Source organism: Paucidesulfovibrio longus DSM 6739, assembly GCF_000420485.1.
Classification (GTDB): Bacteria; Desulfobacterota; Desulfovibrionia; order Desulfovibrionales; family Desulfovibrionaceae; genus Paucidesulfovibrio; species Paucidesulfovibrio longus.
On the sequence record NZ_ATVA01000018.1, the window covers coordinates 156488 to 180415 of the forward strand.

At 65.9% G+C, this 23928-nt stretch carries 18 protein-coding genes; 11 read left to right on the plus strand and 7 right to left on the minus strand.

Annotated elements, in window-relative coordinates; translation table 11 throughout:
• Window positions 1-64: 64 nt before the first annotated feature.
• Both G452_RS0116330 and G452_RS0116335 read right to left on the minus strand, forming a co-directional pair.
• Window positions 65-1471: a sigma-54-dependent transcriptional regulator gene (locus tag G452_RS0116330; RefSeq protein ID WP_022663343.1), complete on the minus strand. Its 1407-nt coding sequence runs from the start codon at window positions 1469-1471 to the stop codon at window positions 65-67.
• A complete protein-coding gene (locus tag G452_RS0116335; protein WP_022663344.1) occupies window positions 1468-3912 on the minus strand; it encodes a c-type heme family protein in 2445 nt (814 codons plus the stop codon). Before G452_RS0116335 ends, G452_RS0116330 begins: the two co-directional genes overlap by 4 nt.
• Window positions 3913-4175: 263 nt before the next feature.
• On the opposite strand from G452_RS0116335, the gene G452_RS20875 reads away from it, so the two are divergent.
• From G452_RS20875 to G452_RS0116365, 6 genes are all read left to right on the plus strand, one after another.
• The gene (locus G452_RS20875) at window positions 4176-5816 is read left to right on the plus strand and encodes a YeiH family protein (protein WP_022663345.1); all 1641 of its coding nucleotides are present in this window, start codon (window positions 4176-4178) and stop codon (window positions 5814-5816) included.
• A 10-nt stretch (window positions 5817-5826) separates the two neighbouring features.
• Window positions 5827-6006 carry a hypothetical protein gene (locus tag G452_RS0116345; RefSeq protein ID WP_022663346.1) on the plus strand — a complete coding sequence of 60 codons (180 nt, stop codon included), beginning with the start codon at window positions 5827-5829 and terminating at the stop codon, window positions 6004-6006.
• Window positions 6007-6102: 96 nt separating this feature from the next.
• Window positions 6103-6546: a universal stress protein gene (locus tag G452_RS0116350; protein WP_022663347.1), complete on the plus strand. Its 444-nt coding sequence runs from the start codon at window positions 6103-6105 to the stop codon at window positions 6544-6546.
• On the plus strand, window positions 6543-7142 hold the full coding sequence (locus G452_RS0116355) for a hypothetical protein (protein WP_022663348.1): 600 nt from the start codon (window positions 6543-6545) through the stop codon (window positions 7140-7142). Before G452_RS0116350 ends, G452_RS0116355 begins: the two co-directional genes overlap by 4 nt.
• Before the next feature lie 14 nt (window positions 7143-7156).
• Window positions 7157-7456, plus strand: a complete 300-nt coding sequence (locus G452_RS0116360; RefSeq protein ID WP_022663349.1) for a bestrophin family protein — start codon at window positions 7157-7159, stop codon at window positions 7454-7456.
• 219 nt (window positions 7457-7675) lie between these two features.
• The gene (locus G452_RS0116365; RefSeq protein WP_022663350.1) at window positions 7676-8995 is read left to right on the plus strand and encodes a protein kinase; all 1320 of its coding nucleotides are present in this window, start codon (window positions 7676-7678) and stop codon (window positions 8993-8995) included.
• Between the two features lie 13 nt (window positions 8996-9008).
• On the opposite strand, the gene G452_RS0116370 is transcribed toward G452_RS0116365, so the two are convergent.
• Both G452_RS0116370 and G452_RS0116375 read right to left on the minus strand, forming a co-directional pair.
• Entirely contained in the window at window positions 9009-9815 is an 807-nt protein-coding gene (locus tag G452_RS0116370; protein WP_081650662.1) for a substrate-binding periplasmic protein, read from the minus strand.
• A 63-nt stretch (window positions 9816-9878) separates the two neighbouring features.
• Window positions 9879-10274 carry a hypothetical protein gene (locus tag G452_RS0116375; protein WP_022663352.1) on the minus strand — a complete coding sequence of 132 codons (396 nt, stop codon included), beginning with the start codon at window positions 10272-10274 and terminating at the stop codon, window positions 9879-9881.
• A 230-nt stretch (window positions 10275-10504) separates the two neighbouring features.
• Here G452_RS0116375 and G452_RS0116380 point away from each other — a divergent pair, with 230 nt between their 5' ends.
• The 4 genes from G452_RS0116380 (at window position 10505) to G452_RS0116395 (ending at window position 14618) form a co-directional block, all read left to right on the plus strand.
• Complete coding sequence (locus tag G452_RS0116380) at window positions 10505-11101, plus strand: flavodoxin family protein (protein ID WP_022663353.1); 597 nt, start codon at window positions 10505-10507, stop codon at window positions 11099-11101.
• A gap of 3 nt (window positions 11102-11104) precedes the next feature.
• A complete protein-coding gene (locus G452_RS0116385) occupies window positions 11105-11908 on the plus strand; it encodes a nitroreductase family protein (RefSeq protein ID WP_022663354.1) in 804 nt (267 codons plus the stop codon).
• A gap of 133 nt (window positions 11909-12041) precedes the next feature.
• Entirely contained in the window at window positions 12042-13451 is a 1410-nt protein-coding gene (locus G452_RS0116390) for an NAD-binding protein (protein ID WP_162141318.1), read from the plus strand.
• A gap of 6 nt (window positions 13452-13457) precedes the next feature.
• Entirely contained in the window at window positions 13458-14618 is a 1161-nt protein-coding gene (locus G452_RS0116395) for a cation:proton antiporter (RefSeq protein ID WP_022663356.1), read from the plus strand.
• 6 nt (window positions 14619-14624) lie between these two features.
• Here the strand turns inward: G452_RS0116395 and G452_RS20880 are convergent, their stop codons facing one another.
• Window positions 14625-19538 carry a chemotaxis protein CheB gene (locus G452_RS20880; protein ID WP_022663357.1) on the minus strand — a complete coding sequence of 1638 codons (4914 nt, stop codon included), beginning with the start codon at window positions 19536-19538 and terminating at the stop codon, window positions 14625-14627.
• A gap of 427 nt (window positions 19539-19965) precedes the next feature.
• Between G452_RS20880 and G452_RS0116405 the strand changes: the two genes are divergently transcribed.
• Window positions 19966-20151 carry a hypothetical protein gene (locus G452_RS0116405; protein WP_327077718.1) on the plus strand — a complete coding sequence of 62 codons (186 nt, stop codon included), beginning with the start codon at window positions 19966-19968 and terminating at the stop codon, window positions 20149-20151.
• A 13-nt stretch (window positions 20152-20164) separates the two neighbouring features.
• On the opposite strand, the gene G452_RS20885 is transcribed toward G452_RS0116405, so the two are convergent.
• Both G452_RS20885 and G452_RS0116415 read right to left on the minus strand, forming a co-directional pair.
• Window positions 20165-22888 (minus strand): ATP-binding protein, encoded by a 2724-nt coding sequence (locus G452_RS20885; protein WP_022663359.1) that lies wholly within the window; start codon window positions 22886-22888, stop codon window positions 20165-20167.
• Window positions 22885-23877: an ABC transporter substrate-binding protein gene (locus G452_RS0116415; protein WP_022663360.1), complete on the minus strand. Its 993-nt coding sequence runs from the start codon at window positions 23875-23877 to the stop codon at window positions 22885-22887. The genes G452_RS20885 and G452_RS0116415 overlap by 4 nt, the downstream gene beginning before the upstream one ends.
• Window positions 23878-23928: the final 51 nt, after the last annotated feature.

Here is a 23928-nt window from a genome sequence, read left to right on the forward strand (position 1 = left end):
TCGGTCTTCCGGAAGCATAGCGTTCCCGGCGGGTTTTGTGAACCCGGCCTGCGAAGATTCCCGGCTAGGCGTTGCCGCGCCGGAAGCTCTCCGCGTCCAGCTCCAGCCGCTTGAGGATCTTCTGCAGGGCCACGCGGGAGAGGCCGGAGATGCGCGCCGCCTCGGAGATGTTGCCGCCCGTGGATTCGAGCAGGTCGCGCACATAGGCCCTGGTGAAGCTGTCGATGACCTTTTCCTTGGCCTCCTTGTAAGGGCCGGGGCAGTTGGGGTCGTCGCGGCAGGTCGCCTCCTGTCCCTCGGCCAGGCGCACGTGGGCCATGTCGATGACCTCGCGGGAGCAGAACACGGCGAGCCTGCGGATGAAGTTCTGGAGTTCGCGCACGTTTCCCGGCCATTCCCGCCCGGCGAGATAGGCCAGGGCTTCCGGCGCGATTTCCTTGCAGGAGCGGTTCATCTCCGCGCAGGCCCGCGCCAGGAAGTGGCGGCTGAGCAGGGGAATGTCCTCGGTGCGCTCGCGCAGGGGCGGCACGGTCACGCTGAGGACGTTGAGCCGGTAGTAGAGATCCTCCCGGAAGGACTTGTCGCGGATGCGGGCTTCCAGATCCTGGTTCGTGCTGGCGATGATGCGCACGTCCACCCGCACGTTGCGGCTGGAGCCCACGGGCCGGATTTCTCCTTCCTGAAGGCAGCGCAGCAGCTTGGTCTGGAGCGAGAGGGGGATGTCGCCGATTTCGTCCAGGAGCAGGGTGCCGCCGCGCGCGTTGACGAAGATGCCCTTGCGGTCGCGGTCCGCCCCGGTGAACGCGCCCTTGACGTGGCCGAAGAGTTCGCTCTCGAGCAGTTGCTCCGGGATGGCCGGGCAGTTCACCGTGAGCATGGGGCGGTCGTTGCGCGGGCTGAGGCGGTGGATGGTGCGGGAGACCAGTTCCTTGCCCGTGCCGGACTCGCCGCGCACGAGCACGGTGTAGTCCGATTCGGCCACGGCGGCGGTGGCCTCCTTGAGCCTGCGCATGGCCGGGCTCTCGCCGATGAGTTCCGGCGCGCCCTCCTGCCGGGCCAGCAGCCCGCGCAGCCGCGCGTTCTCACCCAGGAGCCGGCTGCGTTCCAGGCCGCGCTGCACCGAGGTGAACAGCGCGTCCGGCTCCACGGGCTTGGTCAGGAAATCGTAGGCCCCGGACTTGAGCGCCTCCACCGCCGTCTGCACCGTGCCGTAGGCCGTGAGCAGCAGCACGCTGGCGCGCGGCCAATCCTCCAGCACGAGCCGCAGCAGGGCCACGCCGTCCATGCCGGGCATGGAGAGGTCCGTGAGCAATACGCCGCAGGGCTCGGCGGCCATGATTTCCAGGGCCTCGGCCCCGGACTGGGCCGTGCGGATATGCTCCTGCGGGAACTGCTTGCCCAGCAGCCGCTGGATGCCCCGGGCGAAGTCGGGTTCGTCGTCCACGATCAGGATGCCGAGAGGGTCGCTCATGATGCTCCTTGCGAAGAGGGGGAGTTGGGCTGCGGGGCCTCGCCGGGCAGATGGATCGTGAACACGGCGCCGCCTTTGTTTTCAACCTCGATGCGGCCGCCCATCTCTGCCACGAGTCCGTAGACCACGGCCAGGCCGAGGCCCGTGCCCTTGCCCATTTCCTTGGTGGTGAAGAAGGGGTCGAAGAGCCTGCGCAGGTGTTCCTCGGAAATGCCGGGTCCGTTGTCCGCGACGCGCAGCACGACGCCGTCCTCGCCCCGGCCCCGGCCCACGCCGACGTGGATGCGTCCGGTTTCCGGGGCCACGGCGTCCAGGGCGTTGCTGAAGAGGTTGGCCAGGATCTGCTCCAGGTGTTGCGGGTTGGCCACGAAACGCGGCAGGTCCGGCTCGCTGTCCACCTCGACCAGCACGCCGCGCTTTTCGGCCTGGACCTGGAAGACCTTGACCGCATCCCCGACCATGGCCGCGAGGTCGAGCGAAACAGGGGCGGTCTGCTTGGGCCGCGCGAAGTTGAGCAGCTCCTGGAGCACGTTCTGGGCCTGGCCCGCATGCTTGAGGATCACGCGCACGTCTTCGAGCTGTTCCGGGTCCGTCACGCTGCCGCGCAGCAGCTCCCCGTAGCATTTGATCACGCCCAGGGGGTTGTTGATCTCGTGGGCGAGTCCTGCGGCGAGGCGGCCCACCGTGGCCAGCTTCTCGCTGCGCTGCATGGTGGAAAGCATCCGCTTTTCCTGCGTCACCTCGCGGATGTAGACCACGATGCGGCCCTGCACGTCTTCGGATTCGGCCACGGTCACGGGATAGATGTTGATGGAGAAGGAGCGGTTGTCCGCGGTGCGCGCCTCGCGGGCCTGGGGCTGGCCCTGGAGCATGGTCTCCCGGAGGGGGCAGCTTTCCAGGACGCCGCCCGGCATGAACAGCGGGGCCAGGTCGTGCCGCCGCTGCATCCCGAACGTGTCGGCCAGGCTGCGCGCGGCCTCGTTGGCCAGGACCACGCCGCAGGCCGCGTCCATGAGCAGCAGCGGGTCGCTGATGCCCTCGAAGACCGCCTGGAGCATGTCCTTCTGGCGCAGCAGGTTGTGGAGCACCGTGAGGTTTTCCATGGCGATGCCGAGCTGCTGGCCGAGGGCCCGGAGCACGTCGCGGTCCTGCTCCTTGAGCACGGTTCCGGCGGGCCAGGTCAGCACGAGCAGGCCCTCGGCCGAGGCATCGCTGGAGGTCACGGGGATGAAGGCGCGGTCCTCGTCGAAACGGGGCTGCGCGTCCATCATGATCGACTTCCAGTTGTCCGGCATCTCCGGCCGCTTGTCGGCCACGGGCCAGGAATAATAGGTGGTCTGGGTCAGCATGCAGGCGAAGCCCGCCTCCAGCGCGCCGAAGCGGCGGCCCACCAGGGGCAGGGCGAAGCGCCAAAGCTCGCGGCGCGAGCTGCTGCGGTTCAGGCCGTCGAGCAGCTGCACGAAGAGGCGCACGTCGGCCCGGCGTTCGTCCGCCTCGTGCTTCAGCTCGCAGGTGCGCTCCTCGACCATCTGCTCCAGGTTGTCGGAATGGGCCTTGAGCTGCTGCTGCACCGAATGCAGATGGTCGCCCAGCTCTTCCATGCCCTGCACGATCTCGTCGATCTCGTCCTCGTTGCCGAGCTTTTCCAGCACGGTGATCTCGGCCTGGTCCTGGAACAGGGTCTTGAACTTGTCCGTAAGCCGCCGGAGGTTGTGGATCACGAGGCGGTTGAAGAAGAACTGGATGACCGTGAAGAAGAGCAGCCCGCCCGTGGCATAAAGCCCGACGTAGCCCACCGTGGCTTCGCGGATCTTGGCCACGGCGCGCTCCACGGGCACGCCCACGAGAACGATGCCGTCGATGGCCCCGGCCTTGTGGCCGAAGCCGCGCTCGCTGCCGTAGCGCTCCAGCAGCTCCGGCGGGGAGTCGGACGGCACGCCGTGGCAGTGCAGGCAGGAGGACTTGAAGACCACGGGGCGCGCCTTGACGTAGTGTTCCTGCCCGTCGATGCGCCTGCGCCCGGTCCAATATTTCGCGTCCGGGTTTTCGCGGAAGAACCGCAGCACCTCGCGCTCCTGTCCGGCGACTTCGGACTTGGGATTGCGGGCGTTCTCGGCCACGCGGCGGTAGTGGTATTCCACGTCGTTGACGTTCAGGCGGTCCATGACCGCGCGCGAGACGTAGGAGGTGCTCATGGCCTCGATGACGAACTGGTCGTCCAGGATCGCGTACATCTTGGGTCGCAGCTTCTCGCGGACATAGGACTGCACCGCGTCCACCTGGGCCAGCACGAGGTCCGCCTTCTCCTGCACCTGCGTCTCCAGCAGGGAATTGAGATGGAAATAGAGGCTGGCCGCGAAGAACGCGCCGAGCACGCAGACAATGGCCCCCAGGCCCAAGAGGAATTTGGCCTGGAGCCGCTGGGGGAGAATTCGGGACATGCCGCTCCTTTTCCCGCGCGTCGCGCGGATCGCTTTCGCCTGGATACGCGAGAAGCGGCGTGCAGCGCAAGGCGGCCCGCAAAGGTGCATACCCGACGACAGGACTGCAAACCTGGGTTTGCAGCCGGAGGAAGCGGTGCTGGTGCAATCGCCTTTGTTTTCGGGAGGATGAAGAGTCGTCGAATCCTGGCACGCGTCTTGCCTAAACAGCTGCGTTCGTTGGATCCGCATTTATTCATCAACCCGAAAGAAGGAGAGGAGGTATGGCGCATACCGACGTCAGCCGTCCGAGCAACGTCCCCCTGCTGGTTCTCAGCGGATTGCTGCTGCTCTACGGAGCGCTCGTTGCATCCGGCGTATTCGAAGGCATGTTCAAGGCACTGCACACGCACAAATCCATCGACATGATGGAAATACTCAGCTTCACCTTCGGCGGCATCGGGCTCGCGGTCGCGCTGCTTCGCCAGGGAAGGATGAACAAGCCCCTGAGCAACCTCGACACCTTCGTGCTCGAGACCATTCCGGGGATCATCTTCATCATGGTTCTGGCCATGGGCATCCGCTGGTTCCTGGAGCCGGTGGTGGACATCGCCAGCAAGGGGCTGGAGCCCGCCCTGGGCTTCTCCATCTTCCACGTGCTCAACCTCAACTACGTGGTGCTCGGCATCCTCGTGGGCATCGTGATCACCAACAGCTGGGGCATTCCGGCCTTCGCGGCCTCCGGCGTGAAGACCGCCCGCTTCGTGCTCAAGATGGGCGTCATCCTGCTCGGCGCGCGGTACTCCTTTGCGGAGCTGGCCAAGCTGGGCATGGTCTCCGTCTGGATGATCGGCTTTTTCGTCCTCGGCACGGTCTTTTTGGTGCTCTTCCTGGGCAAGCTCTTCAAGCAGCCCAAGTCCATGACCGGCGTGCTCTCCGCGGGCATGGGCGTTTGCGGCGTTTCCGCCACGGTGGCCTGCGCCCCGGTGGTCAAGGCCAAGTGCTCCGAGATGGCCTACACCATCGGCACCATCCTGGGCTTCGGCATCCTCTGCATGTTCGCCTTCCCGACCATCGGCAAGATCGTGGGCATGAACCCCACGCAGTTCGGCGCCTGGGCCGGAACGGGCATCCTCAACTCCGCGCAGGTCGCGGCCGCCTGTCTGGCCTTCAACTCCGTGGACATCAAGACCCTGAAGGTCGGCGAGATCTTCAACATCACCCGCGTGCTCTTCCTGCCCATCATCGTGCTGGTGCTGGCCACGTGGTACGGGCGCAGCGGCGGCCAGAAGCTGACCTTCAAGGAAGTGGTCGTGGACAAGTTCCCGCTCTTCATCCTCGGCTTCCTGCTGCTCTTCCTGATGTCCTCCTTCGGCCTCTTCAGCCCGCCGGATCACTACAAGGGCAAGTATCTCGACTTCAGCTACAACAAGCGCACCGAGATCACCCCCGAGGAGCACGACATGCTGGCCGCGGCCCTGGCCGCCGGCATTCCCGGCCTGAATGAAGAGGAACAGGCCGCCTTCGCCGACCTCGTCAAGCAGCGCCAGATCGCCGGCGAATTCGACGAGCGCGACGACAAGGTCAAGTTCGACACCACGGCCCGCCACCGCATGAACGCTTTGGAGTCCATGCTCGCCCGCGACAAGGGCGGCGAGATCACCCTGGGCAAGGACGTCAAGAGCGCCGTGGGCCACGCCATCAAGCAGGTCCACAAGAAGTCCAAGACCATCGTGACCCTGACCGACGCCATGATCTGGTTCTTCGCCTACGGCCTCATCGGCCTGGGCATGCAGATCACCAAGAAGTCCCTGGCCCAGGCCGGCGGCTGGCCCCTGGTCATGGGGGCCATCTCCGGAGTGGCCAAGGCCACCCTGTCCTTCATCGTGGTCATGTACTTCGTCAAGGACGTCGTGCTGAAGTAAGGAGAAAGATATGGAACCGAACGTCGATACCAATTGCCCTGTCCCTCCGAAGCCCGAAGCGGACCAGCAGGAGAACGAGGAGCGCGCCCTGTCCGTTTTCGCCTCCGAGCGGAACGAAGACCTCACCGCCCTCGTCCTGGTGCTGATCGTGACCTTCGTGACCCTGCTCTTCACCAAGTGGATGGCCTAGGGGACAAGCAAGAGAAGTGATTGCGCGGGGGGCGGAGAATCCGTCCCCCGCATTTTCCGGAACACCAGCGGCAGAATATTTCATCGGAGCGAGCGAATGCGGCACATCCTACTGGCCACCCACGGAACCCCCGGAGCGCAAAAGGCCGAAGACCTCGCCCTGGAATGGGCCGGGCGCTTCGGCGCGCGGCTGACCGTGCTTTCCGTCATCAACGAGGACTGGAAGCACATGACCGGCGACGACTGGCTGAACACGTCCACCTCGCGGAACCGTTTCGCCGAGTATGTCGAAGGCGAGATCGAGAGCGAGATCCAGGCGCTCTGGAGCCGCCTGAAAGTCAAGCTCGAAGGCGCGGACCCCGCGTTCGTGCGCCGGGTGGGCGTGCCGGAAAACGTGCTCTGCGAGGTGGCCGCCGAGATCGACGCGGACCTCATCGTCATGGGCGCGTACCAGAAGAAGCAGGCGCCGGGCTGGCGCGCCCGCTTCGACAACAAGCGCCTGCACCCGCAGTTGCCGTGTCCCGTGGTGGTGGCGCCGTGAGCACGGCCGCGCGGAATTTCGCGGCGGAGTCCGAAGCCCCGCAGGGACGCCGGGGCGAGTGGATTTCCCTGGAATTGCCCTGGCGGCAGGGCTTCTGGGAGCGGCTTCAGCCCATGACGCTGCTGCGGCTGAATCCGCACTGGAACATGGAACCCGGCAGCGGCCCGGCCTGGAACGTGGAAGACGTTCTCGTGGAGGCCCGCATCGTCGCGGATCCTGAAATTTCCGTCCGCGAGGGGGGCTGGACGGCCCGCTTTCCCTCGGCCGGTCTCGTGCTGGAGGCCGAGTCCCGCGAGGGCGGGGCGAACACGGCCCTGCGCTGGGAGCACGAGCGGAGCCGGGGCGACGCGGGACTGCTTCCGGCCCAGGCCCAGCGCACCGTGCAGTATTGGCTGCCGAGCCTGCGCGAATACTACCGGCTCTTCGAGTCGGACGGACTGAAGCATCGGTTCTGGCGTCTGTTCATGGACAAGGTCATGCTGACCATGAACCCGACCCAGCGGCGCATCTGCTCCTTCATCTTCAAGTTCACGCTGCTGGAGCTGCTGCTGATCGTCGTGGTGCTGACAGCCTATTTCAATTTCTTCGCCAAGTAGTCCAAGGGGGAACAATGAGCCTTCGCAACTGGTTCCGGCATTTCTTCGTGGCAACGGGAGCCTTGTTCTACATCGGCTCCATGCTCATGCTGCTGTATCAATACATCGGACTGACCCAGGGCTGGCCCGGCCTGTTTTTGCGCGTCGTCTACGACGAGGCCGGGGACTGGTGGCTGGACATCGACTGGTCCTCCCCCGTGCTGATCGGATTCTTCTGCGCCATCCTGCTCGGCGCGGCCCTGCACGGCTGGATCCGGCGCGATGACCGCGTGGCCTATCGCGAGCCCACGGTTCGCAGCCAGCCCGGATTCTAGCTTACACATCGGCGACCCCTTCACTCCGAAGGCCCGCACGCTCCTGCCCCCTCTCCGTGGAGCGTGCGGGCCGAATCGGTTCCTTTCCGCTCCTGTTTTCTCCGGCGTGGGATTCTTCGCCGGGAGAATAATGGTTCTTCTCCGCAGAATGTACTATGCTGCATCCGCGTTCCCCCGCCGGCGTCCGGCCGGAAGGGAGGGGCGCGGAGGGGAATCGCCATGTGGTGCGCGCTTCGGGTGCTGGCGGGAATGCAGACCCTGCCGAGACCTCTTCAGACCGGAGACGTGATCTGCGGCGTCCGCGTTCACGATCAGATCCACCACGGACCGCCCATGCTCCAGTTTCACGGCAGCGACGGGGCGCGGCCCTATCTGGTGAGCCAGTTCTACAGCCTGGACACCGGGGCGTTTCTGCGCTGGCAGACCGAGACGCGCCACGCCCTGCTGCCGGAGGTGCCCGGCCTGCTCTGGCCCTGCATGGAATGGGAGGGCGGCATGATTTCCCCGCGTCCGGGGACGCCGCCCCTGCTGGCCCGCGCCGAGAGCGTGCGCACGCCGGAAACCGCGCTCCGCGCGGCAAGAGCCCTGGCCCTGCTCTTGGTGCGGCTGCACGCCCTGGGCATGAACCATCTGCGTCTGACCCCCCGCGTCGCCTATTACCGCCCCCGGCGCGACGAAGCCTACATCGGCTGCTTCAACATCGCCCGGCGACGCGGCTGGGATGATTTCTGGACCGACACGGCCCCGCCCGTGCACGATCCCTCCTGGGTCGCGCCCGAAGTGCTGCGCGGCAGTCGCGGCGACGAACGTACGGACGTCTTCGGCTTCGGCGCGCTCCTGCATTGGCTGGTCGCGGGGCGGCCCCCATACGGTCCTGTCGCGACGTTCTGGCGCGAGATGGTCCGGCCCGGCTTCGGCCCGCGCCTTTGCCCGGCGGAGCCGGGCCAGGCTCCGGAACTGCTGCGGCTGGCCTCGGCCTGCCTGGCGCCGAATCCGGCGGGCCGCCCGACCATGCTCGAGGCGGCCCAGGTGCTCGGCGTGGACTACGGCGCGCTGCGGAGCGCCACGGCAGCGTCTTTTCCCGCCTTGCCGGACGAAGCTCCGCCGTCTCCGGGGGAGCGTCCCCTGCGGATCATGGCCTTTGTCGGCGCGGACGAGCGCGCCGCCGAGGTCTTTCACGCGGCCCGCGAAGCCGTCGAGGAACGTCCCTGCCTCTTTCTCTTCGTGGCCATGATTCCCTCGAACCTGCCCAGCGGGCACCTGGAACGCTTCAAGGCGCTGCTGTTCACGGAACTGGGGCACGGGCTTCGGGATTGCCGCGGACGCCGCATCCAGTACGGCCTGCGCGTCTTCGACAACGTGATTCCCTCGCGGGCTGCCGAGGTCATGGTCCGGCGGTATTCGCCGGATCGGATCATCGTGGGCAGGCCCACGTCTCAGCGCGGCCGGATTCGGGGCGGGGTGGTGCCGCGTCTGGAGCGGCTGGGCGTGCCGTTGGAAGTGGCCGAGGCGCTTCCTGCCAAGTCCGGCGCGGCGTAGCGGGCTGCGGCTTTTAGGGGGCCTGGGGCAGCCAGCGCTGGAGAATGCGCTCGTAGTCCGGTCCGGACTTGAGCTTCAGCAATGCCTCATCGAAGCGCTTGACCAGCTCCGGGGAAACGCTTTTCCGGCTGAAGATGGGGTAGAGCGTGCTGGGGGCGATGGGTTCGGGCAGAAGCCGGAGCTTGTCGGCGAGTCCGAGCTTGTCCACGAGATAGGCCCCGTTGTAGCGGTCGCAAACCAGCGCGTCGATGCGGCCCAGGGCGATCCTGCGAAAATTGAGCTCGTCCGTGGCCACGGGGTCGTTCTGGGGGGAGCGGGCCAGGAATTCCCGCATTTTCCGAGGGTAGGAATAGCCCCTGACCGTGCCCATCTCAACATCCTTCAGGTCGTCCAGGGACTCGGCCTTGCGCAGGTCCGCCCTGTCCGTGCGGACATAGACGACCCAGGCGGATTCCACGAGGGGTTCGTCCGGATATCGCGCCCAGTCCAGGCGTTCGGGGCGGTAGTCCGCGGAAAAGAGCACGTCCAGATCGCCGTCGTGCAGCAGGCTCAGCCCCCTGTTCCAGGGATATTCCGTGATGGATTCCACGCACTGGCCGATGTCGTCGAGCACGCGGAGCACGATGTCCGTGGAAATACCCAGAGGGTTTTCCTTGCTGGTGAATTCGTAGGGCGGCCAGTCGTCCATGCCGAGCCGCAGACAAGGATCCCCTCCGGACGCGGCCTGCGGGAGGCAGGCCAGGGGGAGAAGAACGGACAGCAGGACGAGGACGGCCCGCAAACGGCCTTTGGACAGGATTCCCATCCAAGCAGTGTACATTCGAGGCGCGCATCTGCCAAGCCGGAAGAGAGCTTGAATGTTATTATGAGGGGGGCGTCCGGCTCAGTCCCAGAAAGACGTGTCGGCCACCTGAAGGGCCGCGGAACCGCAATCGGGGCAGGGTAGGGTGGAAATCTCCTCAGGATCGGAGACGTTGTCGAGCGCGGCGCCGCAGCCGTCGCAGTGGTATCGGGACTGCCAACCGTCGTTTCGCCCGTAGAGCAGGCTGACCTGCATGCGTTCGAAGAGCCGACCGCAGGCCGGGCAGCGCATCAGCCGCAGTTCGAAGTCCTCGGCACTGTCCGGATGGTGGTCCAGGATCTCCAGGATGCGGATGCGCTGATCCTCCGGCACGAGGTCGAGAGCGTTGCGCAGCCGGGTCATGGCCGACCCGGTTCCGAGCCGGAAGCCTTCTTCCCAGCCGCAGGCGCCGCAGTGGATGTCGATGCTGATGCCCATTGGCTTCCTTGTCCCATCATGCCGCATGGCCGTCCATGAAATGGAGTACGCTATACCTACAGTCGAAAGATGTTGAAATGTCAAGCAAGACGGGCTTGAGTCGAGCTGCGGTATTGTTTTGGTAAGTATGGCACGAATAAGTTGGTACTTGTACGAATGGCATCAAAAAGGATAAGAGCCTGGAGAGATTCCAAAGAATCCGAAACCACAAACAAGTTGGAGGAAATGCCATGTACGCAGTGGCGATCAACGGCAGCCCGCGCAAGGGCGGCAATACCGAGATTCTGCTCCACGCAACGCTCGAGCCGCTCAAGGCCGCGGGCTGGGAAACCGAATACGTGCGCATCGGCGGCAAGGCCGTGCGCGGGTGTCTGGCCTGCTACAAATGTTTCGAGAACAAGGACATGCGCTGCATCCAGACCGAGGACGCCGTCAACGACTGCCTGGAGAAAATCTGGCGCGCGGACGCGGTGATTCTCGGCTCGCCCACCTACTTCGCGGACATGAGCTCCGAGATGAAGGCCCTGGTGGACCGCTGCGGCCTGGTCTCCATAGCCAACGGCCATCTGCTCAAGGGCAAGATCGGCAGCGCCGTGGTCGCGGTGCGCCGGGGCGGCGCGACCCACGTCTTCGACTCCATCAACCACATGTTCCAGATGTCCCGCATGGTCGTGCCGGGTTCCTCCTATTGGAACATGGGCTACGGCCGCGACAAGGGCGAGGTCCAGGGAGACGACGAGGGCCTGAACAACATGCGCCAGCTGGGCGAGGCCATCAACTGGCTGGGGAAGGCCATCGCGCCCGTGCGCGACCAGTATCCGGAGTAGGCCGTGGAGCTGCTGCGAATCGACACCGAGCGCTGCGTGCGTTGCGGCCTCTGCGCCCAGGTCTGCCCGCTGGTGATCATCACCCAGGACGAGGAGGGGCTGCCCGCCGAGCGCGAGAACACGGCCTCCCGCTGCATCAACTGCGGGCACTGCGTTTCCGTCTGTCCCACGGGCGCGCTGGGCACCGTGCATTCTTCCCCGGAGGACTGCACGCCCCTGAGTCCGAAGGATCTGCTCGACACGGACGCCGCCTTCCGTCTTTTCGGCATGCGTCGCTCCGTGCGCCGCTACCTGCCGGAACCCATCCCCCCGGCGGAGCTGGACCGCATTCTGGAAACGGCGCACATGGCTCCGAGCGCCAGCAACCTCCGGCCCGTGCGCTGGACCGTCGTGGAAGGAGCCGAACGGCTGCACCGCATCGCCGCCGCCTGCGTGGAAACCATGCGCGGCAGCGGCAACGACTTCTATGCCGGCTTCGTGCGGGCCTTCGACAAGGGGCACGACGTGATCCTGCGCGGCTGTACCACGCTGGTCACGGCCCATTCCGGTCCGGAATTTCCCTGGGGGCAGGTGGACTGCGTCATTGCCGCCACGCACCTGGAGCTGGCCGCCTCCGTGTGCGGGTACGGCGCGTGCTGGGCCGGATTCGTCATGCGCGCGGCGCAGAATTCCGACGAGGTGCGCGAGGCCCTGGGCCTGCCGGAAGGCCACGCCGCGCACGCCTGCATGATGCTCGGCCGCCCGGCCCTGCGCTACGCACGCATCCCCTCGCGCGGGCCTGTGCCGGTGCGCCGCTTCGCGGACTGATTCCTGTCCGATCCCCTCTGGATCAACGGCCCGGCTCCCGCAAGGGGGCCGGGCTTTTTCATGCCGCCCGGCGCAGGGATTGGAAAAGGGCTTGGCCTTCGCCTGCCGGACGCGCTATACGGGGAGCATGAAAATGCTCATTTGCGGAGCGGGCAGCATCGCCCGCGAATTGCTGCGTCAGCTCGGCGAGGACTGGGACATCACCCTGATCGACAAGTCCGAGGAGCGGCTGGAGCTGGCCTCGGCCCTGAACCAGGAAGTGCGCGAAATCCTGACCGAGGACGCCTCCAGCCCGGTGGTGCTCGAAAAGGCGGGCATCGGCTCCATGCAGTACGTGCTGGCGCTGACCGGGGACCACAAGGTCAACAAGGCCGTGGCCGACTTTGCGCACTCCGCCGGCGCACAGCACATCTGCGTGCTCGTGAACGACCCGGAAGACGCCCGCGCGCTGCGGGAAAAGGGCGTGCACGCGGTTCTGGCCGGCAAGCTCGTGGCGGGCAACATCTACCACTACCTCCAGGATCCCCGCATGCGGGTCATGCCCCTGAACGGCGGCCCGGCCAACGTCATGGAGGTCAACGCCTCCGAGCACATGCTCGTGATCGGCAAGCGCGCCGCCTATTTCCATCGCCGCAAGTCGCGGCTGGTGGGCATATTCCGCAAGGACAGGCTGCTCTTTCCCCGGCCCGACACCGTGATCCGCTCCGGGGACAGGCTGGTCATCCTCGGCGACACGCGCGTGTTCCAGGACGTCTGCACCCTGCTGGAATGCGACAATCCGCACTTCCCTCTGGCCTACGGGCCGGGAATGCTCGTGGCCGCCCCGGCCGTGGGCGGCGACGCCACGCATCCGGTGCTCAACGAGGCCCTGCACCTGGCCCAGAACCTTCAGATCAAGAACGTGACCGTGCTCGGCGCGGATCCGGAAAGCCTCTCGACCGAACATCTCCAGTCCTGGCCCCAGAACCTGGCCACGGAGATCCGGCCCCTGGGCGAGGAGCTGGAGGAGGGGGTTCGCGCGGCCTGCCGCGAGGGCAATTTCGGGCTGGTGCTCATCCCTCCGCTGGAGGGAGGCATGCTCAAGGCCCTGGCCCGGCCCGCCTACGTGACCCTGGCCCGCGAGCTGGAGCGGCCGCTGCTCGTGGCGCGCGGCAGCGTGCCCTACGAGCGCGTGCTCGTGCCCTTCAGCGGTACGGCCATGTCCGAGCTGGCCCTGGAAATCGCCGTGGACGCCGCGGCCCAGCTCGGCGCGTCGCTCAGCGCCGTGGTCGTGGAGCAGCCGGACTTCCTGACGGGCGACGAGGAAGGAGCCTGGCGGGACAAGGCCGTGGCCCGGCTCAACGAGCTGCGCCACATCCACAAGGCCGAGATCGAGATTTTGGAACGCCGGGGAAATCCCGTGCGCGAGATTCTTGCCGCCGCCGAGGACTTCGACTTGCTGGTTCTCGGCAGCACCAACCGGGATCGCGGCCTGCTGACCCCCAACATCGGCGAACGGCTGGCGGGCGGAGCGTCCTGCTCCGTGCTGCTGGCGGCGTTCTAGGCGGCCATGCAGATCAGCCAGGGATTCTCGCTGCTCATCGTGACGCTGGCCGCGGCGCTGCTGCCCGGCCTGAGCCGCCGTCTGCGGATTCCTTCGCCCGTGGCCGAGATCCTCTTCGGCGTGGTCCTGGGCAAGAGCGTGCTCGACCTGCACATGGGCGAATACTGGCTGCCGTTCCTGGCCGAGCTGGGATTCCTGGTGCTCATGTTCCAGGCGGGCATGGAAATCGACTTCCGGCTGCTCAAGGGCCGGGGCCTGCGCGGCATGGTCTTCCAGCTGCTGCTCTTCGGCGCGACCCTGACCCTGGCCGCCTTCTGCGCCGGAGCCGTGAACCAGGACGCCTTCATCGCCCTGGTGCTCTCCACCACGTCCCTCGGACTGGTCATGCCCACCCTGCGGGAGGCCGGGGAACAGGGCACGCCCTTCGGCCAGACCGTGCTCATCGCGGCCACGGTGGCGGATTTCCTGACGTTGCTGGGAATAACGCTGGTGGTGCTCTGGCGGCAGAGCGGGCTTTCCTGGGCCTTTGTGGCCCCGGTGCCGCTTTTCGCGGGGTTCGGGCTGGCGCTGTGGGCGGCGCGGCTCTGGGCCTGGTGGAACCCGGAGCGGGCCGAGTCCCTGCTCCTGGGCAGCAGCATGCAGGAGCAGGGCGTGCGCATGTCCCTGGCGCTGCTCTTTCTTTTCGTCAGCCTGTCGGAGCTGGCCCACCTGGAGCCCGTGCTGGGCGCCTTCATGGGCGGCTGCATCCTTTCCTTTGTCCTGCGCAAGAAGGAGAGCCTGGAATCGAAGATTTCGGTTCTCGGCTTCGGCTTTCTGATCCCGCTCTTCTTCATCCACGTGGGCATGGGCTTCGACGTGGCCAACATCCTGACCCCGGAGCGGCTGGCCTTCACGGGCAAGCTGCTCGTGGCGGCCCTGCTGGTCAAGCTGGTCCCCAGCCTGCTCTTTCCCTTCTTCGGGATGCGGCTCTCCGAGGGCGTTCGCGCCGGGGCGCTGCTCTCCTCGCGCCTCAGCCTGATCATCGCGGCCGCGGCCATCGGCCTCCAGGAGGGCTACCTCAGCGTGGAGACCAAGGACTCCATCGTGCTGCTGGCCCTGGTCAGCTGCCTGCTCGGCCCGGTGCTGTTCCGTCTGCTCGGCCCGCGCCGCCCCGGCGAACGGGGCTGAGTTCGGTCAGCTTTTCCGGCGCTCGCCGCAGCCGTCCGCAGCGGTGCAGACAACCCGAATGAGATCCTCGAATTCCAGCGGCTTGGAGAGATAGTCGTCCATGCCCGCCTGGAGGAAGCGTTCCTTGTCTCCGCTCATGGCGAACGCCGTCAGCGCCACGATGGGCACGTCCGGATCGACCCCGGTCAGCGTTCCGCTGCGGATGCGCCGCGTGGCTTCCACTCCGTCCAGCTCGGGCATCCAGACGTCCATGAGCACCACGTCGTAGGCGCTGCGCGCGAGCCGTTCGAGCACCTCGGTCCCGTCCTCGACGCAGGTCACCTTGTGGCCCAGGCTTTCCAGGAAGAGCCGCGTGCTCATGCGGCTGACCTCGTCGTCCTCGGCGTAGAGCACCTTGAGCTTGCGCTGCTGCTTCGCGCGACGGAGCGCGTTTTCTTCGCAGGCTTCGCTCGCGGCGCGGCGCTTGTCCTCGCGCAGCACGGGCAGGCTGAAGCTGACGCTGGTTCCCCGGCCTTCCTCGCTTTCGATGTCGATGTCCCCGCCGAGCAGGCTGACGAGCTTTTTGACGATGCACAGGCCCAGACCCGTGCCCTTGCGCGGCTTGTCCTGCGAATGCGTGGCCTGGAAAAAGGGTGCGAAGACATTTTCCAGCTCCCGGGCGGGAATGCCGATGCCCGTGTCGCGGACCTCGAAGGACAGCGGCAGCTTGCGGCCGTGTTCCTTGCCGCCGCGGGCGATAAGGCGGATCTGTCCCTGCTCCGTGTACTTGACCGCGTTGCCCAGCAGGTTGGACAAGATCTGGCGCAGCCTGGTCTGGTCCGTGGTCACGAATTCGGGCAGGTGTTCGGTTTCCAGGTGCAGTTCGAGGCCGTGTTCCTGGCACTGGGGCCGGAACACGGCCATGATGTCGTCCAGGAACGGCTGGAGCGGGAACTCGCAGCGCGAGACGTCCATTTTTTCCGCCTCGATCTTGGAAAGGTCGAGGATGTCGTTGATGATGGCCAGCAGACCGCGCCCGGAGGTCAGCGCTATTTCGAGATAATCGCGCTGTTCCGCATCCACCGGGGTGAACTGGAGCAGCTGGAGCATGCCGAGCACGCCGTTGAGCGGGGTGCGGATTTCGTGGCTCATGTTGGCCAGGAATTCGCTCTTGGCGCGGTTGGCCGCGTCGGCCGCCTCCTTGGTGCGCAGCAGTTCCAGCTCGGCGCGCTTGCGGTCGGTGATCATCCTGAAATAGACGGAAAGGCTTTTCGGGGTGGGGTAGGCGTGGACCTCGAACCAGGAATCGAGCGGCGGGAAATAGGCTTCGAAATCCACGCTCTGCTGCTCCCGCATGGCCCGCGTGTATCCGTCCTCGAAGATCGTGCCCCTGGCTTCGGGAAAGGCGTCCCAGATGTTGCGGCCCAGCAGGTCTTCGCGGCTGCGCTGGATGGCGACTTCGGCCTTGGAGTTGACTTCCACGAATTCCAGGTCGGCGTTCAGCTCGAAATAGGCGTCCGTGGTGCTGTCGAGCACCCGGTAGATGTGCTCGCGGGATTCGCGCAGGGCTTGTTCGGCTTCTTTGCGGTCCGTGATTTCCGAGGCTAGGCCCACGATCCATTTCAAGCTTCCGTCCTCGTTGCGCACGGGGTAGGCCTTGGACTGGATCCAGCGCCAGCGGCCTTCGGCGTCGAGGGAGCGGAACTCCTCGTCCATGGGCACGAAATCGCTGCGGAGCAGGCGCATGGCTTTCTGGACGGCGGGCTTGTCGTCTTCGTGGAGCGCGGCGATGAATCCCTCGGCCTTGCCCAGGAAGGCATTGTCCGGCAGGCCGAAGACCTTGCCCAGGGAAGGGCTGACGTAGATGACGCTGTCCGCGGGGAAGGCGCGCAGCCAGAAGCCTTCGCCGAGGTTTTCGACCACGGCCCGGAAGCGCTGCTCGCTTTCCCGGAGGGCCAGCTCGGCGCGCTTGCCCTCGGTGACGTCCCGGACGATCACCACGATCCGGTCCGGTTTGCCGCCGTTCAGGACGGGGGAGGCGGTGACGCGGAATTCCTTGTCGGCGAACCGGAAGTCGAACTCCGAAAGGGTGCCGGAAAAGGCCTGTTCGTATTGGGGCCGGACCTGCCTGACCAGCTCGGAAGGGTAGATCTCGTCGATGGACTTGCCCGGGAGGGTCTCCCTGTCCAGCCCGGCCTCGGCCAGGCCGAGTCCGTCCGCGAAAACGCAGCGCAGTTCGCGGTCGAACACGCTGATGGACCCGCCGGGGTAGTTGCGCAGGATTTCCGAAAGCATGCACTCGCGCTCGGAGATCGTCCGCGTGCGTTCCTCCACCAGAAGTTCCAGGTTGGCCTGATGTGCGCGCAATTCCTCGCGGGCGCGCTGGAGTTCGGTTACGTCCACGAAGGTCAGCACGAGCCCTTCCGTGGCCCCGTCCAGGGTCCGGTAGGGGAAGATGCGCGCGATGTAGTGCCGACCGCCGCTCGAGGAGACTTCGCGTTCGCGGAGCGTGCCGGAGGCGAGGGCCTCGGCGCAGTCCTGCTCCAGAGCGGGGTAGTCGAGGCGGCTGTTGATGTGGCCCAGGGGGCGGCCCTTGTCCGTGTGGATCAGGTGGAAGACGTCGGTCGCCGCCGGGGTAAAGCGGCGGATGACCAGGTCGCGGTCCACGAATATGGTGGCCACGCTGGTGCAGGAGAAAAGGTTGTCGATGTCGTCGTAGGCGCGTTGCAGCTCCTCGACCTTGCTGCCCAGCTCGGCGTTGACCGTGATCAGTTCCTCGTTGAGGGCCTGAAGCTCTTCCCGCGAGGTTTCCAGCTCCTCGTTGGAGGATTGCAGCTCCTCGTTCATGGACATCAGCTCTTCGTTGGAGGCCTTGAGCTCCTCGTTGGCCGCTTCCAGATCCTCGATGGTGTTCTGCAGCTCCTCGCCGGTGTGGCGCAGCTCTTCTTCCATGTGGCGGACCACGGCGCTTTCGGTCAGGTCCGCGTTTTGCCGGGCCTCGCTGTTTTCCGCGCGGCGCGGCCGTTCGAAGGAGACCACGAAAAAGCCCTGGGCCTCGGCGGGGTCTTCGCAGGGAGCGACGTGCAGGTCGAAGAGCGCGTCTTCGTCGTCCGGCAGGGCCAGCCCCTGGGCCAGCACCGGCTTCCCGGCCTTGATCGCCTTCTGCACCGCGGTGCGCAGCCGGACCTTGAGCCCCGGCTTGGCCTTCTTGATCAGATTGTTGGTGGGCTCGCCTTCCGGGTCGGAGAGGTAGGGGCGGGTGTCGCCGAAGTAGTAGATGACCTCCATGCTGCCGTTGATCAGCAGGGAGGCCGGCGCATATTGGTGCAGCAGGGTTCGTTCGAGCACCCTGGAAGGGCTCAGGCTTTCCGGATCACGGGAGCGGACATCCCTTTCAAAGCTCGGCAGGCTGCGCTGGCGGGGCAGGGGGATGCCGCTCTGGGGCCGGGGGGAAAGGGCTTTGCGCCGATACATCTTCCACTTCTTGCTCAGTACGGTGAAGAGGTCCGCGTTTTGTCCCAGGGTCTCGGAGGGGCCGAGAAGCAGGCAGGCTTCGGGCCGCAGTGAGGAGAAGAACAGCGGCAGAAGCTTTTTCTGGATGTCCTGGCCCATGTAGATGAGCAGGTTGCGGCAGCAGATCAGGTCGAGCTTGAAGAAAGGCGGGTCGCGCAGCACGTCGTGGGTGGCGAAGACGACCATGTCCCTGATGGCGGGGACGACGTGGTAGCGTTCGCCGCGGCGTTTGAAGTACCGGGCGAGCAGCTCCGGGGGAACCATCCCCGCGATGTTCGCCGGGTAGGAGCCGGACCTGGCTATGTCGATGGCCTCGCGCGCGATGTCCGTGGCGAAGATCTGGATGTCCGGGAATCGGCCGGACCGCTCCCGCTCTTCCTGGAAGAGCATGGCCACGCTGTAGGCCTCCTCTCCCGTGGAGCAGCCCGCTATCCAGACGCGGATGGGCCGGTTCGGGACGCTCGCGGCGACCAGGGGGGCCACGACCTCTTCGCGCAGCGCCTCGAAGGCCTCCTTGTCGCGAAAGAAGCTGGTCACGCCGATGAGCAGATCCTTGAACAGCGCCTTGACCTCTTCCGGTTCGGTGCTCAGTTGCCGGAGGTAACGCTCCAGGCTTTCCGCCCCGCAGACCAGCATGCGTTTTTCGATGCGGCGCACGAGGGTGCTGTTCTTGTAGTGGGAAAAGTCGTGGCCCATGCGCTGGCGGATGACCTCCAGGATTTCGCGCAGGAGGTCGGGCGAGGAGGCCAGCTGGTCGGAAAAGCGTTCGCCCGCGGACTGACGCCGGGAGCGGCGCAGCATTTCCCGCAGCTGTCCGGCCATTTCTCCGGGGGGAAGCACGAAATCCGCATGGCCGGTTGCTTCGGCGTTTTTGGGCATGCCGTCGAACTTGGCCGAGGCTGGGGCCTGGACCAGGACCGTGCCTCCCGCGCCCTTGATTTCCGCAAGCCCCAGGCTGCCGTCGCTGCCCGAGCCCGAAAGCACGATGCAGAGGGCGTTGCCCTTCTGGTCCTGGGCCAGGGAGCGGAAAAAGGAATCGATGGGGTGGCGCAGGCCGCGCTCGCTGCGGGGCGAGAGCAGGCGCAGGATTCCGTCCCGGATCTCTATGTCGTGGTTCGGCGGGGTGACGTAGATGTTGTTCGGCTCGACGCTCTGGCCGTCCTCGGCCTCGTGCACGGGAACCGGGGTTTTTCGCGAGAGCAGCTCGCCGAGCAGGCTCTTTTGCAGCGGGTCCATGTGAGTGACCACGACCAGGGCGTAGCCGGGCGTCGGTTCGAGGTTTTCCAGGAATTCCTCCAGCGCCTCCAGGCCTCCGGCGGAAGCGCCGATGCCCACGATGGGAAAGCCCGAAGCCCCGGGACTCTCGTGCCTTTCGGAAGAGGCGCGGGCATGGGGAACCGAGGATCCGGATCGTTTTTTGCCATCCATGAACGCCCTCCAGAGGGGGTTGCGAGCCGCGGCTCCCGGTCGTCAGCGGAAAATGCGATTGATGGCGCATTGTTCCATGCGCATATCGAAACGATTCGCGCTTCCCGTGTTTACGAGAATATCCAGTATGTTGATTATTAACAATTTCTTCACTTGCAGTCAATGCGGACGGTTCCGGTTCCGCCGCGCAGGCCTTCGATTCGCGCGGCCCGATATTGCCCCTGTCCCCTTCGCGGCCAAGCGTGTAGGCTGCCCAAAAGGTCATTTCGGCCGCAAAGCATCCTGGAGACAACGTGATTCCTCCGTCTGCCGTTTTTCGCCGCGCTCACATGGGCCGGCTTTCTTCCTGAAGTCCCTTGAATGCATAGGTTGCGGCTGGTGCTGCCTTCAGGACCAGTGCGAGCTTTCGCAAAGACGCCACGGCTACATGCGCCGCTGTCCGGATATTCGCTGGGACGAGGAGCGGGGCCGCTATCTCTGCGCCCTGGTGCTTGCTCCGGAGAGCGAGGACGAGGCCCGGAAGGCGCTGTTCGTGGGACAGGGCTGCTGCAACAGGTTCTCTTCCTGGCGCGGGGACGTCCGCAACCGCGACCACGAGTATCCCCCGGATTGAGCCCCGGCTGCGGTCAGTCTGTTTGGTCCTGGGGCGCCTGCGGCTTGCTGGCCGTCTCGACCTCGCCCAGTACCTCCGCCAGCGTGCGGGCCAGCTCGTTCATGTCCACGGGTTTGGAAAGGTAGGCGTCCATGCCCGCATCCATGAACCTGCGGCGGTCGTCGGGCATGGCGTAGGCGGTCATGGCGATGATGGGCACGGCCGTGTTCAGCTCTGCGGGGTCGGCCTCGCGGACGGTGCGCGTCGCTTCGGTGCCGTCCATGGTCGGAAGCTGGATGTCCATGAGCACGGCGTCCACCGCCTGCTTTTTCAGGAACGGGAGAACGTCGCTGCCGTCCGCCACGGCGTGGGAATCGTAGCCCAGCTTCTTGAGCATGTTCACGATGCTCAGGGTGTTGATGCGGTCGTCCTCGACCACGAGGATGCGCTTTCGCTCCCCGGGAGAATCGTTCTGCGTCGCCGGTTTCGGCCTTGGGGCGCGCAGGGCGGGCCTGGCTGCGGAGCGCGGCCGCTGCGCGGAGGCTTCCGAAGCCGCCTGGGCCGCGATGGTGAAATGAATGGTCGTGCCCGCATCGACCTCGCTTTCCAGGGCGATGGTCCCGCCCAGGAGCTGGACCAGCTTGCGCACGATGGAGAGGCCGAGGCCCGCCCCCTGGTGCTTGCGCGCCAGGGCCGCGTTGGCCTGGGTGAACGGATTGAAGATCACGCCGATTTTTTCGTCCGGTATGCCGCAGCCCGTGTCCTCAACTGAAAAGAGCAGCCGTTTTCCTCCGTCCGGGAGATCGTCCAGGGGGTAAACCTCCACGCGCACGTGTCCCTGGTCCGTGAACTTCACGGAGTTGCCCACGAGATTGAAGAGCACCTGCCGGAGCCTGCCGCCGTCGGTGCGAAAGACCGGGGGCACGCCCGGCCCGATCCGGTAGTCCACCGTCAGTCCCTTGTTCGCGGTCACATGGCGGAAGGTCTCCAGGACGTTGCGCACCAGCGGTTCGATTTCCACGTCCTCCTCGACGATTTCCAGCTTTCCGGCCTCCACCCTGGAGAGGTCGAGAATGTCGCTGAGCAGCGCCACCAGTCGCTTGGCCGATTCGATGGCTCCGTCGATGTAGTTGTGCTGTTCTTCATCGAGGGGGGTGGTTTCCAGCAACTGGAGCAGGCCGAGCACCCCGTTCATGGGCGTGCGGATTTCGTGGCTCATGTTGGTCAGGAATTCCGACTTGGCCAGGTTGGCGGCTTCGGCGGCTTCCTTGGCCTGGCGGACGACCTGTTCGGAATGCTTGCGTTCCGTGATGTCCACATGGGTGCCGACCATGCGCAGGGGCTCTTTGTCCGGGCCGCGCCGCACGACCTTGCCCCGGCCGAGAATCCAGTGCCATTCTGAATTCTTGTCCATCATGCGGAACTCCACCTCGTAGATCCCGCCGTGTTTGAAATGGTGCTCCAGCTTGGCGATGACGGCGTCCCTGTCGTCGGGGTGCAGCTTTTCGTGCCAGCTCTCGAAGCTGGGCGGAAACTCTCCGGGCTCATAGCCGAGCATGGTGTAGTAGCGCGCGCTGAAATACAGCTTGTCCTCGGCGATCTCCCAGTCCCAGAGGCCGTCGCTCGTGGCCTCCAGAGCCAGCAGCAGCCGTTCCTCGCTGGCCTTCAGCGCGGACTCGGCCTGCTCGCGCACGCGGACCTCCTCGGCGAGGTTGAGCAGGGAGGCCTGGAGGCGGGCGGTCATGGAGTTGAAGCTGGCGGCCAGCATGTTCAGTTCCCTGATGGATCCGCTTTCCGCCTGCCTTCCCAGGTCGCCGTCGCGGATGGCCGCGGCCGTGTCCGCCAGTCCGCGGATGGGTCGCACGATCCTTCGGTTGGCGGCCTCGGCCAGGAACACCGCGGCGGCCAGGGTCAGCATGGTCAGCGCGAAGTAGATCACTCCGCTCCGGATTCCGGGCTTCAGGGCGTCCAGCGCGTCGCGTTCCGCCACGACCACCAGCTCCCGGCGGCCCACGAAAAGGGAGCGCTTCGCGGCGATCACGGTCCTGCCCGCGCTGTTGGATTGCAGAGCGGGTTCGGAACGGAGATCGGCAACGGCTCCGGAAAGCACCAGGGAGGGATTCGAATGGGCCACGATGCGGCCGTCCGCGTCCGTGACGAAGACGCGCGAGGCTTGCGCGGCGTTGTGGGCCGCGATGATGTCCCAGAGGTACTTGATGCGCAGCGTGGCCACGAGAATGAGGCGAAGGTCGCCGGAGCGCAGATCCTCGAAGGGCACGCTGATGCGCGCCAGGGGTTCCCCGGTCGCGGGGTCGATGCGGATGGGGCCGAGGCTGGAGTCGCGGGAAATGCCGCTCGCGAAGAAGACCGCGCTGGTGTTCCAGTCCCGGGCGGGGGTCGCCTCCGGCACCTGCACGCTGGAGACTTCGAGCAGTTCGCGGCCCTCCGGGGAGATCACGGAGATGTCCCGGATCATGTGCCGATCGGAAATGATCTTCTGGAGCATTTCCCTTTGCCGGGCTTTCGGCAGGGCGGCGAAGTCGTCGAAACGGCCGACCGAGCGCACGTCGCGTTCGATTTCGTCGAACAGATCCTGGATTTGCTGGACGATCTGGCCTGCTCTGGCGTTCTCGTACTGGAAGGCGGTGTCCACCTGGACCGAATAGGCGTGCCAGCCCAAAAGGGCTCCCGCCACGAGCAGCGGGCCCACGGCCAGGGTCATGAAGATGCGGCGCAGCAGGGTGTCGAGTCGAATCATGGGACCGTCAGAGCTCCTGTGACCCGGATCAGGCGGTCCGCCCGGCGCAGGACCGTTTCCGGGACGTGGATTCCGAGGCGTTCTGCGGCGGCCAGGTTGATGAAGAGGTAGTCCTCCGCGGTTTCCACGGGCAGGCTGGCCACGGGCGTGCCGGAAAGCAGGAGGTGGGCCAGGCGTGCGGCCTGCTTGCCCACTTCGTAGCCGATGAATCCGAGCCCTGTCAGGGCCCCCTGTTCGACCTGGTCGAAGCGGGGAGTGGAGAGCGCCAGTTTTCGCCGCGCGCTGAGGGAGACGAAATCCTTGATGCGCGACAGGACCAGCCCTTCGCGCGGCAGAAACACGGCGTCGATGCCTTCGGGCGCGTATCCAGGAGCGAAGAGATCGGTTTTCGGCGTGAAGGGCTTGGGCAGCAGCTCCACGTTCAGCGAGGGCGCGGCCCGCCGCAGCTGGTTCAGGCTGGCCAGCGCGCTGGAGTCGAGGGGATTATAGGGCACGAAGACGCGGCGGACCGCCGGAACCACTTCGAGCAGGGACTGGAGGCGGCGTCCTTCGCTGGGGGCCAGACGCACGCCCGTGAGGTTGGCTTCGGGGCGGCGAAGGTTGTTGACCACGCCGGAAGCCACGGGGTCGTTGACCGGGGCGAAGACCACGGGCAAATCGGTTCCCCTGGTCATCTCCGCCGCCACCAGGGCAGCCGGTGTGGGCGAGACGAAAAGCAGGTCCGGATGTTTTGCGAGCAGGAGGCGGAGCCTCGCCGCCAGTTCTTCCTTGGACTGGGCCGGACCGTCGAAAAGGATCTTGAGGTTGTCGCCCTCGTGGTAGCCCAGTTCGGCCAGGCCGTCCTTGAAGCCTTCCAGGGTCGTGAGGTTGGTGTTCGTGTATTGCAGCACGCCCACGACCACTTCGCGTCGCGGTTCCGGGGGGACGAGCAGCCAATATGTTGCGGCGGCCATCAGCATGGCGGCCAGGACGCAGGAAATGATGCGCATGTCGTTTCAGACCCGTTTGGGATGAAAATACGGGATGACCTGACGGAGGAT

What these genes read in the sequence shown, in the direction of transcription:
- G452_RS0116330 (WP_022663343.1), bottom strand. Translation starts at nt 1,471, where the DNA reads ATGAGCGACCCTCTCGGCATCCTGATCGTGGACGACGAACCCGACTTC.
- G452_RS0116335 (WP_022663344.1), bottom strand. Translation starts at nt 3,912, where the DNA reads ATGTCCCGAATTCTCCCCCAGCGGCTCCAGGCCAAATTCCTCTTGGGC.
- G452_RS20875 (WP_022663345.1), top strand. Translation starts at nt 4,176, where the DNA reads ATGGCGCATACCGACGTCAGCCGTCCGAGCAACGTCCCCCTGCTGGTT.
- G452_RS0116345 (WP_022663346.1), top strand. Translation starts at nt 5,827, where the DNA reads ATGGAACCGAACGTCGATACCAATTGCCCTGTCCCTCCGAAGCCCGAA.
- G452_RS0116350 (WP_022663347.1), top strand. Translation starts at nt 6,103, where the DNA reads ATGCGGCACATCCTACTGGCCACCCACGGAACCCCCGGAGCGCAAAAG.
- G452_RS0116360 (WP_022663349.1), top strand. Translation starts at nt 7,157, where the DNA reads ATGAGCCTTCGCAACTGGTTCCGGCATTTCTTCGTGGCAACGGGAGCC.
- G452_RS0116365 (WP_022663350.1), top strand. Translation starts at nt 7,676, where the DNA reads ATGTGGTGCGCGCTTCGGGTGCTGGCGGGAATGCAGACCCTGCCGAGA.
- G452_RS0116370 (WP_081650662.1), bottom strand. Translation starts at nt 9,815, where the DNA reads ATGTACACTGCTTGGATGGGAATCCTGTCCAAAGGCCGTTTGCGGGCC.
- G452_RS0116375 (WP_022663352.1), bottom strand. Translation starts at nt 10,274, where the DNA reads ATGGGCATCAGCATCGACATCCACTGCGGCGCCTGCGGCTGGGAAGAA.
- G452_RS0116380 (WP_022663353.1), top strand. Translation starts at nt 10,505, where the DNA reads ATGTACGCAGTGGCGATCAACGGCAGCCCGCGCAAGGGCGGCAATACC.
- G452_RS0116390 (WP_162141318.1), top strand. Translation starts at nt 12,042, where the DNA reads ATGCTCATTTGCGGAGCGGGCAGCATCGCCCGCGAATTGCTGCGTCAG.
- G452_RS0116395 (WP_022663356.1), top strand. Translation starts at nt 13,458, where the DNA reads ATGCAGATCAGCCAGGGATTCTCGCTGCTCATCGTGACGCTGGCCGCG.
- G452_RS20880 (WP_022663357.1), bottom strand. Translation starts at nt 19,538, where the DNA reads ATGGATGGCAAAAAACGATCCGGATCCTCGGTTCCCCATGCCCGCGCC.
- G452_RS0116405 (WP_327077718.1), top strand. Translation starts at nt 19,966, where the DNA reads ATGCGCCGCTGTCCGGATATTCGCTGGGACGAGGAGCGGGGCCGCTAT.
- G452_RS20885 (WP_022663359.1), bottom strand. Translation starts at nt 22,888, where the DNA reads ATGATTCGACTCGACACCCTGCTGCGCCGCATCTTCATGACCCTGGCC.
- G452_RS0116415 (WP_022663360.1), bottom strand. Translation starts at nt 23,877, where the DNA reads ATGCGCATCATTTCCTGCGTCCTGGCCGCCATGCTGATGGCCGCCGCA.